Here is a 19,378-nt window from a genome sequence, read left to right as displayed (position 1 = left end):
CTTAACAATGACTTTATATTGAATTTTACTTCTTATTAAAAGGATAACAGATGTCTTTATAAATATCACGTTATTAAAATTCTACCTGCCAGCCATATCGTAAAATTATATTTCCGACCAATAGTATTCACGTACTATCAGCCCGATTCCTGATACTATCATCATAACGATCTCTTGTAGCTCTGTCCTTTTATACGATAGGCCCCCAAATCTGGACTATGAAATTTACCTGACCAGCAATCTTGCCCCTGATTTTTGACGGTGCAAAAAATGTTCCGTAAACGTTATCGGTACTTTTTATCAGGAAACCGGTCACATTTACATCAGAATTCGCTAAAATTGTAAAAGACAGAACGAATCATAGACACAAGCCTTCTTTGTGCAATTTAATTCGTCCATTAGTCAAAAACACATCCATTATCCCCAATCACTGTTATCCGGTTTTCACTAAAAATATTTTGTTCTTCATGGCAGATAGAAGGCAACAGTCTGCGGAGAAATTAAGTAACCACAAATAGACCAACAATAAAAACCCTGATTAAAACCGAATTCTGAATAGCGTTCGCGAGCGTTGACAGACTCGTTTGTAAAGACAAGAACCGTTTGCGAAAATTTACCCAACGAAACCATTATGAAAGCAGTTGAATTTCACTTACCGCAGGATGTTGACAAGTCGTTTATCGTATTCAGGGAAACCGGAGACTTCTTCCCGACGCCATGGCATTATCATGAGCACTTCGAATTTGTTCTGGTAATGAAAAGCACCGGACGACGTATGGTTGGGGACCACATTGGGTACTTTAAGGAAGGGGACCTGGTGTTCTTGGGATCCATGTTGCCACATGTATGGGTGAACGACCCCATTTACCTGGAAAGAAAGGCAGACCACCAGGCCGAAGCGCTCGTACTTCACTTTACCAGTGATTTTCTGGGAGAGGATTTCATGAACATCCCAGAAATGGACCAATTCAAAAAGACGCTGAAACTGGCTGAGCGCGGCATGGTACTCAAAGGGGAAACACGCGAAAAGATCAGCGCCGTGATCCAAAAAATGCCCGCCCTGAACGGAATGCAGCGACTCTCATCACTCTTTCTCATTTTTGACATGATGTCCGACACCCATGAATACGAACTTCTGGCGAGTCCTCCCTTTGTTCAGAATTTCCACTTCGATTCTTCCCGCAGGTTGAATCAGATCACAAGCTACATCATGGATCATTTCAACCAGGATATCAGCCTGGCCGAAATAGCGACCGTTGGAAACATGAGTGTCACCACCTTCTGCAATTTTTTCAAGGAGCAGTTTCGGGTTACTTTTATCGAATACCTCACAAGAGTACGGATTGGCCATGCCTGCAAACTTCTTTCACAGAATGATCGGAACATCGTCGAAGTCGCCTATGAGAGTGGCTTCAACAATCTGGCCCATTTCAACCGTCAGTTCAAAAAGCTGAAGGAAATGACCCCTACTGATTACCGAAAAACACTTTCTGTATGAAAGCAAAAATCCTCGTCAAGAACAATAATAACCTTCGGTCTTTAATTTGCAAACCCCCATACAACCTACCCGGTAAGTTTCAGCAAGAGCCGATGCATGTCAAAAGGCCGTAAATGGTCTTTTTCGCCATAGAAAACTTTGTTTACCTTGCGGACTCATCCGCATCCATTATATCAATGCCCGATTTCAATATGTCTATTTCCAAAACACTCCTCACTTATATATTCTGTTTGTCAGCAACGGCTTCCATGGGTCAACCTGCTAAAAGTCTCACGAAAAAAGAAGCCACGGCGGAGGCAGAAAGGGTAATATCTGACTATCAGGAAAAGCAAAAAACCATTGCCAGGACAGACTGGGAAAAACAGAAAATTCAGATCGGAAATGACAGTCTTCATTTTACAATCAAAATTTTTGGCGAAAAACCAGCCGATGGCAGAAGCCTGTATATCTCCATGCACGGGGGAGGCAACGGCCCGGCTGCAATGAATGACCAGCAATACAAGAATCAGCAGCGTTTGTACAAGCCCGCCGAAGGCGTATATTTCGTACCCCGATCCCCTTCCAATACCTGGAATATGTGGCACCAGGAACCTGTTGACGGATTACTCGAAAGGGCCATATCGGATGCGGTGCTGATGGAAGGTGTAAACCCAAACAAGGTATATCTGATGGGTTATTCGGCCGGTGGAGATGGGGTATACCAGCTGGCACCGCGCATGGCTGACCACTGGGCAGCAGCAGCGATGATGGCCGGGCATCCTGGTGATGCGGCCATTCTCAACCTCCGGAACCTGCCCTTCTTTCTTGCCGTAGGCGAAAAAGATGGCGCCTACAACCGAAACGGATTGTTGACGGAATGGTCTGTGAAGCTGGATTCATTGCAATCAGCTGACAAGGGAGGTTTCGTTCACAATGCACATTTGATGGCTGGAATGCCACACTGGATGAAACAACAGGACACCATCAGCTTGGCATGGATGGCCAAATTCAGACGAAACCCTTTGCCGCAAAAGGTCAACTGGGTCCAGGACGATGCTGTAAGAAACAACTTCTACTGGTTATCGGTCCCCAACCAATCAGCCCGGAAAGCAAATACCGTCTTTGCCTCCTATCAGGGTCAGGAAATCCACATTCAGCGAAATGATAACGACACCTTGTTTATCCTGCTTAATGACAAAATGATGGATCTCGACAAAAAAATCACCGTTAGGCAGGGCGGAAAGGTTCTATTCACAGGAAAAGTCGTTCGCCGGAAAGCGCTGATTCAAAAAACCTATTCCGACCGCCGGGATGCAGATTACATTTTCAGTGCCGGTATTGTGGTCGTGCATAATGAGGCCAAGGTGATTTAATGAGAATATTTTCAATCGGTTATAAAAGGTACCCTAACCTACCTGAAGGTGGTAGCAATTCCGGACATGTAACCCTACGAAAGGCAACCTTTAAAACAGGTAACCGGCCACAGCCGCTAACTTTTTGATGATCCAACGCGATTTAGGAGCATTGACAATTAATACGTATTAAATTGTAGAATAAGCACTATTAGGCTAACTTTACTCCTACTATTTATTGAAGCGCAATACCCTATGCAAAAAACGATTATAGCTTTTTTGATCATCATTTTTTGCTTAACCTTATCTTGCGAGAAAGCTACCCAAAATCATTCCGACCACGTCGCATGGGCAGATACGGTTGTTGAACGGGCGGACAATCTCATGTCCGGACCAAATCCAGTTTCATCGCTTCGCTATCTGGACTCCGCATACAACTCGCCCGGCAAGAAAGGGGTTGGGGATTTGTGGAAAAAGTATAACGCAAAAGCCAATTATTACACCCATAGCGAGCGCAATCTCGTGATGAGGCGTATCTACATAGACAGTATGCTCAATATATTGAAAACATCAGAGGCGCTATATGGCTATGAATATGCGCAGTCTTTGTTTGCGATGGCCGGTCTGTTACAACAGGAAAAGAAGTACAACCAGGCCTTCAAAGTGTATTATCAGGGACGAAGTGTAGCACTTAGCAATGGAGATCATTGCAGCATGAGTGAATTCAGCAATGCACTCGGAATAATACGCTACAGGCAGGAACAATACCAGCAAGCGATCCCGTTTCTGAAGCAGGCGTTTCAGGAGATTGAATCCTGTTCCAGCGGGACTTTTTCACATCGATTCATTCTGCCTCAAAGCATTATCAACACCATTGCACTTTGTTTTGAAAAATCGGAACAACCCGATTCGGCCACCTACTATTATAAACGTGCACTTAAATTCATATCAACCAATCAAAAACTGCACCCGCACAAGCAGGACTTCATCACCACTGCCCGTGCCGTGGTCGAAGGAAACCTGGGGGGTGTTTATGCCAAGACGGGCCACTTCGAAGAGGCCGAAAGACACCTGCGTACCAACATCAACCTCAATGACCGCCCGGGATTCGGTATTGAAGATGCTCAGACCGCCAAAATTAAGCTCGCTAAACTTTACATCAGTTTTGGCGTATTTGATCGGGCTTCAAATTTGCTTGACAGCCTGGAAAGCGACCTGTCGGCTGGCCGAGGAAAAAGCATTGCACACGCCGACATCTGGCAAAAATGGTACGAATTAAAATGGCTTTATCATGACAAGACGGGAAACATAAAAGAAGCCTACCGTTTTCTGAACAGATTTCATGTTTACCGCGACTCCCTGAATCAGGTATACAACGGCCTAAAGACAACGGATATGGACCAGGTGCTCAGGGAACAAGATCAAAAACACCAACTTTCACTCCTCGAAAAAAGCGGGGAGCTCAAAAGTCTATATGTTAAAGGCTTGTCCCTATTCCTGATGATGACCCTGCTGATTGCATTGGTGATCTGGCTGTATTACCATCGCTCGCGGGTGCATGTAAAAAACCTTACGGCACTGAATCAGCAGATGAAACAGACCCTGGCCGCACTGGAGAATAGTCAACTTGAAAATACGCGCCTCATGAAAATTGTTGCGCATGACCTCAGAAATCCCGTGGGAGCCATGGTCTCCCTGTCCAACATCATGCTAATGGATCCGGACCGATCGGAAGAGGATCTGGAATGTTTGAAACTGATCAAAGATTCAGGAAACAATTGCCTTGACCTGGTGGGTAATCTACTTCACCTCAATGCCTCCACGACCGTGGAATTCATGAAAGAAAATGTAAATCTGGCAGATATTGTTCAGCACTGTATTGATATGCTGCGCATTCAGGCTGCACAAAAGCAACAGCATATCCGTCAAAAGCTGCAGCCGGCCATACTTCCACTCAATTATGAAAAGATGTGGAGGGTAATCAGTAACCTCATTTCCAATGCCATTAAATTCAGTCCGTCTGAAACCACCATCAACGTCGCCATTGAAACAGATGGCCCCATGGTGAAGCTCATGGTTAAGGACGAAGGAATCGGCATTCCCGACCACTTTGGGCAGAAAATATTCGACGCGTTTACCGACTCGAAAAGAAAGGGCACCTCGGGTGAAGAGTCCTTTGGATTAGGACTGTCCATCACCAAACAGATCATTGAGGCGCACGGCGGACAAATAACTTTTGAAAGTACCGAGGGCAAGGGAACAACCTTTACCATTCTGCTGCCCAAATCCGAGGCAGGCAAGGCTCGTCCGGATGTACCACCGGGAAATTGAGAGAATAACGCGTAATTCCTCAACAGGCATTCGTGCAAATTGATCAAACAGATTCCTTTTAGCATGGCCGGAGCACAGGCCCCTTAGCGCGGTAAATTTCCCCGGTAAACAAATGGCCTTTTAAGGGAAAGCGAAGCCAATTTTATCCTTAGATAGTTACGAACCGTTCGCTCACTTTTTCCTTCGGATAAAAATGCGTTATTTAGACGCTGGCAACCATGTGCACACAAAAACTCCTTATCATTAGATTTGAAATTGAGAACATTAACCCTTGCTCTTCTTTCTTTTTTTGCATCTCTGAGTTCAGCACCGATTTTTGCTCAAACGGCAAAGTCTTTACCTGCCATACACAACTTGCTCGCATCCTCAGAAGTCCTCATCAAACAAGCTGCCTATGATTCCGCTTTCGCACGGCTCAACCAGGCATTGCAGTTTTCCATGCATACCAATGCCCGCCAGCAGATAGCCATTTGCTACGACAAGCTGGCCGAACTGAGCCAGTTTATTGGTAAAACCAGCGAAATGAACCGGTTCGATTCGCTCTCATTACCGATTGTGAAACAACTTAAAGACACCAGCCTCCTGATCAATGTGTACAACAGGCGAGGAATCGCTTTTATTGAAAAAGGCAAAAACCAGGACGCCGAAAACTATTTAGGGATGGCCCTGGCCCTTGGTCTGGAAAAACAGGCGTCAAAAAAAACAGCCGAAGTCTATAGCAATTACGGCTCCATGTATCTCGCAAAAGGAGAAAAAAACAAGGCATTGGAAAGTTTCCTCAAGGCTCTGAACTTATACGAAAAGAATGGCGCAGACCAGGGAATGGGAGAAACTTACAGCAATATTTCGTCGCTTTTCTATCTTCTGGGTAAGCCAGATGATGCCATACAGTATCAGCAAAAAAGCATCGAGATCCGAAAGAAACTGGACGACAAAAAAGGATTAACCATCACAAATATTAACCTGGGACAGCTTTATCTTTTAAAAGGAAGTAATGATTTGTCGCTGAGCCATTTACAACAGGCCCTGAAATATGCAGAAGAATTAAAAAATAAAAAACTGATCGCCTCCGCATCCTCAGCCCTTTCTGCTTATTATTCCAGAACTAAAAACTATCCGGAGGCGCTCATCTGGCAAACCAAAGGCATTGTGCTTTTCGAGGAGCTCGACGACAAACAAATGCTGTCCCGGCTGTACGTCTCTGCCGGCAATCTGGCCAACGCGGCCAATGATTCAGCCAATTCGATAGCGTATTACAAAAAGGGTTTGAAGCTGGCCATAGCCATGGACAACAAAGAGAACATTGCCAATGCCTACGAAAAGATAAGCATCTTTTTTTCAGGACGGCATCATTATGAGCAGGCACACTACAATTACAAACAGTATATCGCCTACCGTGACAGCATTACCGACAAGAGCAATCTGGCCAGGATCGCGGAGATCCGAACTTCCTATGAAACAGAGAAGAAAGATGGTGAAATAACGAGGCTCAATACCTTACAGAAATTAAAGCAGCTGCAAATAGAAAAACAGGAAGCTGTGATTGCCGGTAACGTTTTGGAAGCGAAGCAAAAGCAGGCGGAAATAGAATTGTTATCCAAAGAAAAGCAATTGAATGACGAAGCGCTTGAAAAACAAAGCCTAATCACCAAAAACAAAGAACAACAACTGGCTTTGGCTGAAAAGGAGGCCGAACTGAGAGAGAATCAGCTTGTTAACCAAAAAATGATCCAAAATCTCTTGCTTGCATGCCTTGCGCTGGTACTATTGGCTGGCTTTACCTGGTTCAACCGTTTCAAACTTCGGAAGAAAATTCAGCAGCAGGCGGATTTGCTGGCCATTCGAAACAGCATCAGCAAAAACCTGCACGACGAGATCGGCAGTACGCTCACGAGTATCAACATATTGAGTAATGTATCGCAGAAGGCACTATCCTCAAACCCGGCTCAGGCTCGGGAAATGTTGGGGAAAATAGCCGGCCAGAGCAAAACGGTTCAGGAAAAAATGAGTGACATCGTGTGGGCAATCCGCCCTGAAAATGAAAAAATGGACAGCCTCGTGGCAAGGATACGTGAATATGCCTCAGAAACGCTGGAAGCGCTGGATATCGAAATCAGCATCATGCTGGATGATGAACTGCTGGATAAAGAGTTGCCTCTTCAAACCAGGAAAGAGCTTCTTTTAATCTGCAAAGAGGCCATCAGTAACATTGCCAAACATGCCGGAGCCAGCCGGGTGGCGCTTACCTTCGGCAGGAATAAGGAGCAGCTCGAACTGAAAATCAAAGACAACGGCACCTGGAAAGGCAACGGCACCGGTACCGGAACAAAAAGCATGAAAGAAAGAGCCAGCCAGCTTGGGGGAAATCTTTCCGTTATCCCCGACAATTCCGGCACGCTTGTGCACCTGTTCATTCCGATAACCTGAATATGGTATTTTTTGAGCCGATAAAGCCTGTTATATTTGATCTATGATACCAAAGGTCCTCATATACGAAGATAACGAAAGCCTGCGCGACAGCGTGGTGACCCTTCTTGAGTGGGACAAATCTTGCGAGGTGGTAGGTGCCATCACAGATGCCAGTTTTGTCAAAAAGGATGTAGCGCGGTACACGCCGGATGTGATCATTATGGATATTGAGATGCCGCACAGCAACGGCGTAAGTGCCGTGAAGGACCTTCGGACGGTCAACAAGGAAGTGCCGGTTTTGATGTTCACCATTTTTGAGGATGACGAAAATGTGTTTAACGCCATTTGCGCCGGTGCCAATGGATACATTCTTAAAAAGAACCTGGAATCTCTGCAAACTTCGGTAAGAGATGTACTCGCAGGCGGAGCACCGATGTCGGGTGCGATTGCCCGCAAGGTCCTCGGATTTATCCCCAAATACGAAACAAAAAAAGACCCCAACCTGGAATTGCTCAGCAAAAGAGAAAATGAAATCCTGGAATTCCTGGTCAAAGGATACAGCTATAAAATGATAGGCTCCGAATTGACCATCTCCGTCGAAACCGTTCGCGTGCACATCAAAAGCATTTACCGAAAGCTGCATGTGAACAGTGCCACCGAGGCGCTTTATAAGGTTTCGCAGGGGAGGTAGGCGTCGACTTTCATGGACATCACCACTCCGTCAGTTGAACGAAGCCCGGAATTCCAGCGGACTCTGACTGGTTTTTGCTTTAAAAAGTTTGCTGAACGACTGCGGATGCTCAAAGCCCAGATCATAGGCAATTTCGCTCACCGACAATTCAGTAGTTGTCAACCGCTCTTTGGCAAGCTCAATGAGTTTGTTCTGAATGTGCTGCTGTGTGTTCTGCTCGGTATACATGCGCAGGAGCGTTCCCAGATAATTTGGTGAAATACTCAGTTCCCCTGCCAGGACTTTTACCGAAGGTATGCCACTTTCCAATGCTTTGCCGCTTTCAAAATACCGTGACAGAATTTGCTCGAACCTTGAAAGCAGATCGTGATTCGATTTCTTTCGGGTGATAAACTGCCGTGCGTAAAAGCGGTCTGAGTAAATTAGTAATCTCTCAATTTGCGCGATAATCAGTTCCTGGCTGAATTTGTCGATGTTGGACCGGTACTCCTGTTCCACGTTTTGAAGAATATCCACAACAATCTTCTCTTCTTTATCAGACAAAAACAGGGCTTCATTAGCTGAATATTGAAAAAAATCATAAGACTTTATTTTCCTCGCCAGATCCGTATTCCACAGGAAATCGGGATGGATCAGCAACAACCAGCCCGTCGGTTCCACGACTGCATCCGGGTTTGTTTCTATTTTGAGAAACTGAAGCGGTGATACAAAACACAGGATACCGGAGTCGAAATCGTATTGCTGCTGTCCGTAATTAAATCTGGCATTTACATTTCGCTTCAACCCAATGGAGTAAAAATGCTGAACCCATTTCATCTCATTGTCATTGACCGGATAATTAACTTTGCTGTAGTCAATAAGACTGATCAACGGATGCTCCGGCTTGGGCAAACCGCAAAATGAATGGAATTCGGTCAGTGAGTGAAAGCGAAATGTATCTGCCATTTGCTGCTATTTTTCGTAGTTATTTTTCTTTGTATAAAACCATCCCTGCGTGATACAACACGCCATCTCCGAAATCACCGTCGGCCGTGAATCCGGTATCATCTTTGTAATCGATGCGATTCCCCGAAACTTTGTAACTTCCCTGGTAGGCGCTTTTACGCGCTCCCCGGGTTTCGTCATACCTGTTGGCAGGCAACAATTCATGACGAATATAGCCATCTTTCGTTACCCACATGCCGATGTATTCCCTGGTTTCCTCTATTGTTTTATTCATCATTACGGTATTGCATGTGGAATTACAGCTACTGATCGTCAGGAAAACCGATAGAATCAATAGCCTGTTGAAACCGTGTATTCCTTCCATTGTTCAGCATCGTTGGTGATGATGTCAATTTTGTTTTTCAGCATCCCATACGCATCACTACCCAGCAATAAATGAACCGGCGGCTTTTCCTGTTCGCTTATGGCAATCAAAACATCTGCCGCCTTTTCCGGGTCATTAGGCTGGTTTCCGTTGATGTCTTGCAAATGTGCCTGCTCCGATTGCCTTGCTGCTTCATACTCCTGAATCGGCGATTTTGGTGTTCTCAACGAGCTTGATTTCAGAAAATCCGTACGAAAGTAGCCCGGATACACCACCGTTGCATGAATGCCAAATTCCTTCGCTTCTTCCGCCAAAGCCTCCGTAAAACCAGCCATGGCAAATTTTGTAGAACAGTAAACGCCCCATCCCGGAAAGCTTCCAAAGAGACCGCCAACCGAAGCAATGTTAAAAATATTTCCGGATTTCTGAGCTCTCAGATAAGGCATCACATTTCTGATCACATTCAGTGGAGCAAAAACGTTGACATCAAAATTCTCTCGTGTCTCTGCATCCGTCAATTCTTCCAGCGTACCGAGTTGTCCATACCCTGCGTTGTTCACCACAACATCCAATTTACCAAAATGGGAAATGATTTTTTTAACCGCCGCTTCTACAGCATCGTTGTCCGTCAGGCTTACTTCCAAGGGTAAAAATGAATCTGATTCTCCACCAATTGCTTCAACCAGAGACTGTGCATTCCGTGAGGTAGCCGCAACACGATAGCCGTTGTCCAGCAGCTTTTTAACCAACGTTAATCCCAAACCTTTCGAGGCTCCTGTTACAAGCCAAACCTTCTTTGTTTCCATGATTTTTTCGTTTAATTTTTTGATGGGACAAAGTTGGGAATGGTGTATTTAAGGGACGTAGTTCAATCGGTGATTGTTGTAGTTGAATCGTGGGAGGAAGGAATTTGATTGATCGAAGAGGGTTTACTGCCCGTTCACGATGATGTTGACCACAATGGAAACCAGTAAGGGTGATATCTGCAACAGAAATTGTTTACCTTCCAGTCTCAATTATTCAGTAGGTTTATAACTTGAATAACTCTTGGCGTAAAGAAACCATTCCTCAAATGAAAAAACTTTCAAACCCGAATTCTGGGAATTACAAGCCGGCTGGTAATTTGCTGATGTATTTGGCGATAACTAGTATAGTGGCGCTGTTGTTGAGGTTGATTTTTAAAATGTAATCACTGTTTGTTTCGGTTAATAAACCAGTGTGTTAATTGGCAAGACGGATACACAGCACGGAAAATACGGGTAGTGAGCGTACAAAATTGGAAGGATGTGAAAAATCGGCTGAAATCCATATTCGAAAGTGGTTGGGGAATCCAAAACACTACTCTCATTTTTAAATGAGTCCGCACGCACCGGATTATGCCTTTTCATTATATGCAAATATCCGGTGTCATCATTTCCAGTGACAAGAATAAGTCCTTGTTTTGAGATTTTTTGAATCTGGCACTTTGTAAAACCGGGATGATACAAGTTCTTAATTTGATATTTGGGGTCCCCTGATTTATAGATAATAGTGCTAATTTCATCTGAGTTAAATAACTGCTCCATAGAGTATTAGTAGATTCAAAAACGAGCCAAATCGAGATTAAGATATGAAATAACCTAAATAACCACTATACCTAGACAAAATGAATCAATAAAGCCTGCAGTAGAAAGAGAATAAATAACCGAAGGCTTCGGTGACCCCATTGGTCGTAGTCCTCCAGACCACCGGCTCCTCCCATTGTCAAGGATCTCTGACCTTTCCTACTTTTTAAAAATATTCAGTTTTTCCGGCCAACGCAAATTAAAGGTGACCAAACTGCTTGCCACTAACCCTAATATGTTATTGCAACGTGTGCCCTGTTGAAGGAAATTTGTAAAGAAATAAATGCATCTCAATCTGCTGATTCTCTTTACGAAAATTCTCTCATCATGAATAAATTAAGCGTCATACTCCTCACACTCGGCATCCTTTTCCTAGGCTGCGAAAAAAAAGAAAAAGAAATTGAACCGGAAAACCTGAATAGTTACGGGCTCGACGCCACTTTTGACGATGGCCGTACGGTGCATTTCAGCCAGTTCAATCCGGAAACGACCCATGAAGGGATACTTACGGTGGGATGCTTCTTTGACGGAGACCAGATGGCGATTGGGTTCGGAGCAACCAATTATCAGGACCCCACCAAAGCCAACGGCTTTAACGCCGGATTCAAAGTATCGGCGGTCACCAGTGCCAGGGCTTATCAATTTACCAAAGAAAATGCCAATGCCGATAATACTTCGACCTACATCAAAAGAATCAGGACAGGCTCCGCAGCCGCCACTCCTTCACCCTTGCTGATATACGACAACAGGGCAAACTACCGACGGTTCCCCAAAGGTGACGGCTTCTGCGATCAGGAAGAATTAGCCGTGGATTTTCAAAACGTGGATGTGACCACGTACAGCAACAAAGATGGCGGCACCATTGAAGGAAGTTTTGATATCAGGGTTTACAATCGCCCGGAAGACAACTGCCAGAGTTACCAGAAGCAGCGCATCACGGGCAGTTTTAAACTAAAAAGGGCGAATTTTAAGTGAATCTGTTAGGGGCGTTCGGCAATTTCCAACGCGATCACTGCCTGTTTTTCTTAGTCATGTCTTAAATTATCGATCGGATTTGCCATAGCTGCCTTTATGGACTGAAAACCGAGCGTCAGGCATGTTATGAAGAATAAAATCAGGGCGGTAATCCCGTAAAACCACACCGATATTTCAATTTTATAGGCAAAATCGTTGATCCATTTATTCGAGATCATGGCCGCTACGGGTAACGCGAGGATGTAGGACATGAGCAGCGTAATTCCAAATTCTCTGCTGAGGAGTAAAGCGATACCTAGTTCTGATGCACCTAAAACTTTTCTGATTCCGACCTCTTTGGTCCGACCCATGATAGAATAGGTTACAATGCTGAACAAACCAAAAGCAGAAATAATAATCGTCAAAATACAGAACACCGAAAAAATTGTGCTGGCTGCGGAGTCTGACTTATGAAGCTGATCATACCTGTCCTCAAGAGAATGATATTCAAAAGGAACTTTTGGGAGGTTTTGTTGCCAGATCGCCATTACATGCCTCAACACTTCCTGTTTGTCTACTGAAGGTGATAAGCGAAGGGCAATTTCAAATCGATGAAGCCCAACCTTCATAATGACAGGTTTTATGGCCTCATGCAGTGAACCAAAATTAAAATCTTTAACAATTCCGATGACCTTATAGCCTGCATAAACTGAATCCTTCGGGTCTTTAATTGCCAGTTCAAGCGCCATTGGGTCTTTTTCCCTCAGATTATCAATGAACTGCCTGGCGGCAGTTTCATTGATAATAATTGATCTTGCATCATTTTCTTGGATGGAAGCGAAATTTCTCCCGGTAATCAATTCGATCCCCATTGTTCGGATAAAACCTTCGTCAACGGTCAGCCAGTTTGCAGGTACCGCCGGCCCGAGGCTTTCATCTCGTGCTGAAAAAGTTAGTTTTGGAATACCCCACCTGCTCTGTGAGGGCGTATAGCCGGTAATTGAAGCATCAGAAACTCCCGGGATCGTTAAAAGTTTATTCTTAAATCCAACAATCTTCTCTACGGATCCGAGCATATAAGGGTTTGCCAGCGTGACAATGTTTTTCTTATCAAATCCAACATTTTTATGTCTTACGAAATCTATCTGGCTATACGACACAGCACAGAGGGTGATCATGACTGCGGAGATTGAAAACTGAAGTACGACCAGCCCTTTTCTCCAACCAAAAACGGAAACCCTTCCTTTGGAATTACCCCTCAAAGCCTCCGTGGCTCCCATTGCGGAAATATATATTGAAGAAAACGCGCTGGCGAGCAAGGGTATAACGAGCAAAAAAACACCCAACAATAAGGCTATATTCAAGTCCAATAAGCTTTCAGGAGAAAACTTTTTAGATGTAATCCTGCTAAAATCCGGGAGAAAAATTAAAATGACAGAACAAGCAATAATGGCAGAAAGGAAGGTGATGATTGCTGTTTCTAAAAGGAACTGGGTTCGTAACTGACCATTAACTGCTCCGATCACTTTCCTTACCCCCATTTCCTTCATTCGGCCAAATGACCCGGCGGTATATAGATTTACAAAATTGGCGAGGGTCATGACCAGCAGCAGAAATGCCACGAAGGCTAAAGAATAGATATTTTTGATATTGCCCACAGTCGCATTTTCATCTCCAAAGTCAGAGAACAAATGGATCCTGGTTATTCGCTGCAGATGGAGATAAGTATTTAAATCACCAAATAGCCCCCTGTTTGACAACAGTTTACGTTCGAGCAATTCTACACTTGCCAGCTTCCCCAGCAAAATGTAAGTGTACACTTTACTTTTATCATTCAACCATTCTTCATGCTCTGAGGGAACAGACGCAAAGAGCTGTGAACTGATATGTGAATGCGTCGGAAAATCTTCAAATACGCCTGTAATAGTCAACGGGATATGCCCATCGAGAAACAATGTTTCTCCTATTATCGATTTCTGATTCCAGTTGGTACCAAATAACTTTCGGGCAGTGGTTGCACCTATAATTATGGATGCTGGATTATCAAGGCAGCTACTTTTGTCCCCCAACAAAAAGTCCACTGTAAATACTTCAGTAAAAGACGAATCCGTGTACACAATGCCTTCCTTAAAAGCGTTTTTATCCAAAAATAAAAAAACCTCATCCTTGGGTGACAATCTGGTAGCCCGCTCCACACCAGGGAACCTATCGGTCAGTACAGATGCAATATTCCCCTCTGTTTGAGCAGACCGGTATTCAGATCCCCCGTGATCATACCTGGAAGTGACCCTGAATATGCTGTCCTTACGCGTATGGTATTGGTCAAATTGCAATTCATCAAAAATATAAAGACCGATCAGCAGGCTACCTGCCATACCTACCGAGAGGCATAATACACTCATCGTAGTCGAAAATTTACGATTAAGTAAAGCCCTTAGCGCGATTTTAAAATAATGTCCGAGCATGTAAATAGCTAAGATTCTATATGAAACGACTTTTTATTGGCCCCCAGGGACCTTTAAACCCTCGTGACCAATCTACAAAAAATTACAACTTAATCAGAAGCCCGCAGCGTATCTGCAGGGTTACTTGTGGCGGTACGGTAAGCTTGTATGCCAATGGCCAAAAGCCCCGTTAACAACAGACTACCCAGGCACTGCAGAAAAACCCGGGGCCCAAGTGCGACGTGATAAGTGAAAATATTCAGGAACAAACCCCCGAGAAAATACCCGACCGGCATCGCAATCACAGAGGCCAGCAGGATAAGTTTGACAAAACCCGAAGATAAAAGACGCATGATCTGAGGAACGCTTGCACCCATTACTTTTCTGATCCCCACTTCCTTGATCCGTTTTTCCGTTGTGTAGGTGACCATACCCAGTAAACCCATGGCAGCAATCACAAATACAATGAAAACGATCACACCCATAAAACGCTTGTCACCGCCTTCTGCATAGTCGTCGTACAGTTGCTGCTCGTACCAGGCATGCACAAAAGCCTCGTGCGGGTGAAAGCGTTTCCAAATCCGGGCAAGGGTGGCCGCTACATGATCCCTGTCCGCACCTTCAGCGATTTTGAGTGACAGCACCTTGATCTCGCCGGGGTCATAAGCCAGCACCAGGGGTGCCAGCGGCAATTCGTACCGCATAAAACAAAAATCTTTCACCACACCCGCAACCTGCACAGGGGTTTCATTTAACCGGATCGTCTGCCCGACAATGTCTTTTGCGTTTCCGAATCCAAGATTTTTTACCGCCCGCTGATTCACAACCACAAAATGCACAGATGTATCCGCCGATGCTTCCGGCAGATTGTTTCCGGCTACAAACTTAAGTTTCATGTTTTCGATAAAGCGGGCGTCAGCAGCGTAGATGTAGGAATCCTGTGGCTCGTTCATTTTATTGTCGAGTCTGGCAATCTTCACCTTTCCGGCACCCTCATTGAGTGTTGCAGACGCCAGCCCCACCCTTTCCACATCTGCCTGCCTGCCCATCTCACCGGCCATTGGCGCAAAATCTGACGAAGAAAGCGGAATATTCAGAATATTCTTTCTGTTGAAGTTATCGTTGTCGGTCGCCATAAATTCAAACTGACTGTTGGAGATGCCGGTAAAAGTCATGAAGACCAGGGCGACCACAAATTGAATAACCACCAGCGATTTGCGGAAACTGATCTTACCAACCCCGGCAGGCCCGATTTCGCCTTTCATTATCTGCGCGGGCTCAAAAGCAGACAAAATTCCTGCCGGCAGAATGCCCGCCAAAATGCCTGTAAACAATGTAAAAATGATAAAGGCAGTCCATAAAAGACCAGTTTGCTGCACCTCCCAATTCAGCCAGCCAACATGCACATACGACTTGATTGCCAATAAACCCAGATAGCCGATGCCCAGCGCCAGAAATGCGATCACCGTAGTCTCTGTCAAAAATTGCAGGATCAGCTGAGAGCGCTTTGCCCCCGCCACCTTGCGTACACCCACTTCACGCCCGCGGCTTAGCGAACGCGTCAGGGTAAGATTGACGTAGTTGAAACCAGCCAGAAGAATAATCACCAACGGTATCGACAGGCCCACACCTATCTTCCAGATTGGCTCCACATTTGGATTGTTAGCCAGATTTTCCCAATCCGGAGAAATCTCCCGCAACGGCTGACTCCGGTATGTATGACTTTTAAAGTTCTTGAATTCAACGTGCTTGATATTATCTGCCGCTACACTGTGAAGAGCGCGATCCAGTGCTTCCCGTTTACTTCCTGCGGTGAGCAATACAAAAGTATAGGCGTTGTAATCCAGCCAGTTATCCTTTTGAACCGTCTTGTTCACCTGCGAAATACTGGCCATGGAGATAACCATATCTGCATTTAAATGTGTGGTAAAAGGTTTTAGCGAGGCAAAAACACCTGAAATGGTGAACGTGCCCAACTCCGGGTTAATGAGCGTTTTGCCCACCGGATTAGCGGTACCAAAGAAACGCTCGGCCATTTGCGAAGACAGCACCACCGTGCCAGGTTCCACGCAGGGTTTTCCCTTTTCGAGCTTGAATCCAAAAATATTGAAGTACTCCGGGTCCACATACATACCGTTCACCCTGAGCGTTTTGATACCGTTGTTCAGGTTACCTCCAAAACTGCGGATTACGCGTGTCGACCTTTCGATCACACTCTGGTCATCCCTCAGTTTTTCTGCTAGCGGCATGGGCGTAGATGCCAGTGAATGAACCTCACCATCCCCGGATGTGGCATCGGTGAGAATCCTGTAAATGCGTTCCTGTTTTGGATGAAAAGAGTCCTTTTCAAAGCTGGTCTGGATCTGCATCAGCTGCATGAAGCAAAAAGTCATGGCCAGCCCCAGTCCCAGGACATTGATCAGAGAAAACAGTTTGTGTTTCCAGAGATTACGAAAGGCGATTTTGAGGTAGTTTTGAAACATAGGTTACCGGGCTTGTGCATGCCAATACATTTAAAATAACCGTACCGGATTTTTAAATATTTGATTATCAGCATTATAATATAATAAATTATCAATTTTTGTTCAAAATCGAACACGGACGTTCAGTTTCAAAAACAATAAAGTGCATGCAATATGCATCGACGTATGGATTCTACAGAAACCACCTGAAACCTGGTTTTCGAACAAAACATTTGCTTCAAAAATTTGTCCAATGCAATGCTGAGACGGTTTGAATCATGGGTAGAACCCTAATTTCAAAAATATCGGTGAAAAGAAACGAATTATCGACAAATGCCGGTTAATCACGCCCTTTTGAGAAAGTAAATGATTAACCGGAAAGCATCAGTCCCGTAAAAAGGTATACCTTTGCGCCTTACAAGTAGCTGTTGGCCATCTGCTTTTGGTGAGAGGCTACGCAAGCACACGTTTAGATAGAATACTTTAACAATTACTAATATAAAACAGGAACACTCAAAACGCCAGGCAGCAATGCGCTGAAAACAGCGATCCGGCAAGGTTCACTTGCTAATCCACTCCCGGCAATATCCCATGAAAGTTCCATCAAATACTTTTAAGATACATTTTTAGTTCATGCTCAACTTTGACGATCTGCTGACAAAATATACCTTAACTGGCTTTGTTCTTGTTCTGTTCTGCTGCATCCTTTTTCTAAAAGCCTACATAGGTAAAAAATCACCCTCAGATTTTTCTTTATCATTCTGGGGTGCGCTCTTTCTGGCACTGCTGGTTTTCATGCGTTTACCATTTCTGGCCTACAATCATGAGCTGGAAGTGGATGAAAGCCAGATGCTGGCACAGGCGCTCAGTATGAAAAAATACTGGGTTTACTGGAAATATGTGGATGGCACTACCCAAGGACCGCTCACCATGTATTTCCTGATCATACCCACATTGCTCGGCATGCCATTCGACTATGTCACGGCCCGACTGGTGGGTTTTATTGTGTTGCTGATCGTGTTGTGGCTTACTTACGATACCCTTCAAAACTTTTTTAGCCGCAAGGTGAGCCTCATTGTATTTGCCCCCATCGGTTTGTTTTATGTTTTGAGCCAGGGGTATTTTTCTGCTCTTTGTAATGAATATTTTGTATTACTGCTGCTCGCTGTTGGCTTCTGGCAGTTCTCGGTACTTTACAAGCAGCACAAACCTTCGGGCAGGCTCCTTTTTCTGATTGCTTTCGTTGCGGGCATGGTGCCATTTGCCAAACTTCAGGGTGTGCCCACTGCGCTGCTAACGGTGGCTTTTACTGCCCTGCTGGTGTTTCTGCGGAGTGATCGAAAAGTCAGAGACCTCATTATTCTGGCACTGGGAGGACTCACCTTCCCTGTTATCGTTTTCGCGCTGGCTTTCTATTCCGGAATATTTGAATATTTCTGGGAATTTTATCTGATCGGGAATGTGCAATATTCAGGTGGGGGTACCATGCTGACAAAACTGCTTGGCTTTGCCAAATTCCTGAGATATTCGGGTCAGTTTATTGTGCTCTTTCTAAGCTACGCCTCACTCCTGGGAGCGGCAGTATGGATGCTGATCCGATCCGGTGCAATCGGCAAAACCTTTTCACTGCTTTTCTTTTTCAGCTTTTTTCATGTGGGCATTGCATTCTATTCGGTAATTAAATCGGGATATTATTTTCAGCATTATCTGCAATTCCTGATGATACCCATTGCGCTGCTGGCCGGTGTATTACTGGAAGCAGGTTTGCGGCAGCAGACATGGAGCCGGAGGTCCATATGGATAAGCTCTTCCGTATGGCTGGCCATTTGTATACTACCCCATTTTGTATACAAAATAACTACCACAGTGGGTTATACGGCCACAAACACGGGCCTTATTTCGATCGAAGATTTAGGCAGACCTTTACAGATATCCGCTGTTTCAAAAGAGATTCTCAAATACGCTCAGCCTGGTGACGACGTGACCATCTGGGGCTGGAAGCCTGCGTATCATCTGGAAACAAGAACCGCTCAGGGAACCGCCGACGTGATGATCTACCGCATTATGACGCCCTCGCGCATGCAGGAAAACTATTTTCAAAAATATCTGAAAGATCTCAGGCGAAGCAAACCCATTGTATTTGTAGATGAGATCACGACAAAATCACTCTGGTTTAACGAGCCCGCCAAGTACCGGCATGAAAACTTCCCGGAAATACGCGACTATGTGGCAGAGCATTACCATCATGTTTCCACCGTTAACGGGGAGAAAATTTACGTCCGGAAAGACCGGCTGATACCCGAAAAAGAACTTTCCGTTCAAAAGAATCAAAGCTTGTAACCTGA

12 protein-coding genes are annotated in these 19,378 nt (G+C 44.8%); 7 read left to right on the top strand and 5 right to left on the bottom strand.

Translation table 11 applies throughout. From position 1 onward, the window contains the following. Window positions 1–631 precede the first annotated feature (631 nt). From DYADSP32_RS21665 to DYADSP32_RS21645, 5 genes are all read left to right on the top strand, one after another. Complete coding sequence (locus DYADSP32_RS21665) at window positions 632–1,498, top strand: AraC family transcriptional regulator (protein WP_149240801.1); 867 nt, start codon at window positions 632–634, stop codon at window positions 1,496–1,498. Between the two features lie 113 nt (window positions 1,499–1,611). Beyond that, a complete protein-coding gene (locus tag DYADSP32_RS21660; protein ID WP_414617956.1) occupies window positions 1,612–2,850 on the top strand; it encodes a hypothetical protein in 1,239 nt (412 codons plus the stop codon). Between the two features lie 234 nt (window positions 2,851–3,084). Next, window positions 3,085–5,160, top strand: a complete 2,076-nt coding sequence (locus DYADSP32_RS21655) for a tetratricopeptide repeat-containing sensor histidine kinase (RefSeq protein WP_149240803.1) — start codon at window positions 3,085–3,087, stop codon at window positions 5,158–5,160. Window positions 5,161–5,415: 255 nt separating this feature from the next. Next, a complete protein-coding gene (locus tag DYADSP32_RS21650) occupies window positions 5,416–7,587 on the top strand; it encodes a tetratricopeptide repeat protein (RefSeq protein ID WP_414617955.1) in 2,172 nt (723 codons plus the stop codon). A 43-nt stretch (window positions 7,588–7,630) separates the two neighbouring features. After that, complete coding sequence (locus tag DYADSP32_RS21645) at window positions 7,631–8,260, top strand: response regulator transcription factor (RefSeq protein ID WP_149240804.1); 630 nt, start codon at window positions 7,631–7,633, stop codon at window positions 8,258–8,260. Window positions 8,261–8,290: 30 nt separating this feature from the next. On the opposite strand, the gene DYADSP32_RS21640 is transcribed toward DYADSP32_RS21645, so the two are convergent. The 3 genes from DYADSP32_RS21640 to DYADSP32_RS21630 are packed head-to-tail and all read right to left on the bottom strand — an operon-like array spanning window position 8,291 to window position 10,375. Next, window positions 8,291–9,205, bottom strand: coding sequence for a helix-turn-helix domain-containing protein (locus tag DYADSP32_RS21640; RefSeq protein WP_149240805.1), 915 nt, complete (start codon window positions 9,203–9,205; stop codon window positions 8,291–8,293). Window positions 9,206–9,224: 19 nt separating this feature from the next. Continuing rightward, window positions 9,225–9,482, bottom strand: a complete 258-nt coding sequence (locus DYADSP32_RS21635; protein ID WP_149244732.1) for an Atu4866 domain-containing protein — start codon at window positions 9,480–9,482, stop codon at window positions 9,225–9,227. 53 nt (window positions 9,483–9,535) lie between these two features. Then, complete coding sequence (locus DYADSP32_RS21630) at window positions 9,536–10,375, bottom strand: oxidoreductase (protein ID WP_149240806.1); 840 nt, start codon at window positions 10,373–10,375, stop codon at window positions 9,536–9,538. A gap of 1,125 nt (window positions 10,376–11,500) precedes the next feature. On the opposite strand from DYADSP32_RS21630, the gene DYADSP32_RS21625 reads away from it, so the two are divergent. Continuing rightward, the gene (locus tag DYADSP32_RS21625) at window positions 11,501–12,148 is read left to right on the top strand and encodes a hypothetical protein (RefSeq protein WP_149240807.1); all 648 of its coding nucleotides are present in this window, start codon (window positions 11,501–11,503) and stop codon (window positions 12,146–12,148) included. A 50-nt stretch (window positions 12,149–12,198) separates the two neighbouring features. Here DYADSP32_RS21625 and DYADSP32_RS21620 read toward each other — a convergent pair whose 3' ends face one another. Together DYADSP32_RS21620 and DYADSP32_RS21615 are read right to left on the bottom strand one after the other, a co-directional pair. Further along, window positions 12,199–14,529, bottom strand: a complete 2,331-nt coding sequence (locus DYADSP32_RS21620; RefSeq protein WP_414617954.1) for an ABC transporter permease — start codon at window positions 14,527–14,529, stop codon at window positions 12,199–12,201. Window positions 14,530–14,681: 152 nt separating this feature from the next. Continuing rightward, complete coding sequence (locus DYADSP32_RS21615; RefSeq protein ID WP_149240809.1) at window positions 14,682–17,054, bottom strand: ABC transporter permease; 2,373 nt, start codon at window positions 17,052–17,054, stop codon at window positions 14,682–14,684. A gap of 612 nt (window positions 17,055–17,666) precedes the next feature. On the opposite strand from DYADSP32_RS21615, the gene DYADSP32_RS21610 reads away from it, so the two are divergent. Continuing rightward, the gene (locus DYADSP32_RS21610) at window positions 17,667–19,373 is read left to right on the top strand and encodes a hypothetical protein (RefSeq protein ID WP_149240810.1); all 1,707 of its coding nucleotides are present in this window, start codon (window positions 17,667–17,669) and stop codon (window positions 19,371–19,373) included. Window positions 19,374–19,378: the final 5 nt, after the last annotated feature.

This window comes from Dyadobacter sp. 32, from assembly GCF_902506755.1.
Taxonomy (GTDB): domain Bacteria; phylum Bacteroidota; class Bacteroidia; order Cytophagales; family Spirosomataceae; genus Dyadobacter.
Note: the sequence above shows the minus strand (reverse complement) of the source record. Positions and strands in the feature narration are given on the sequence as shown.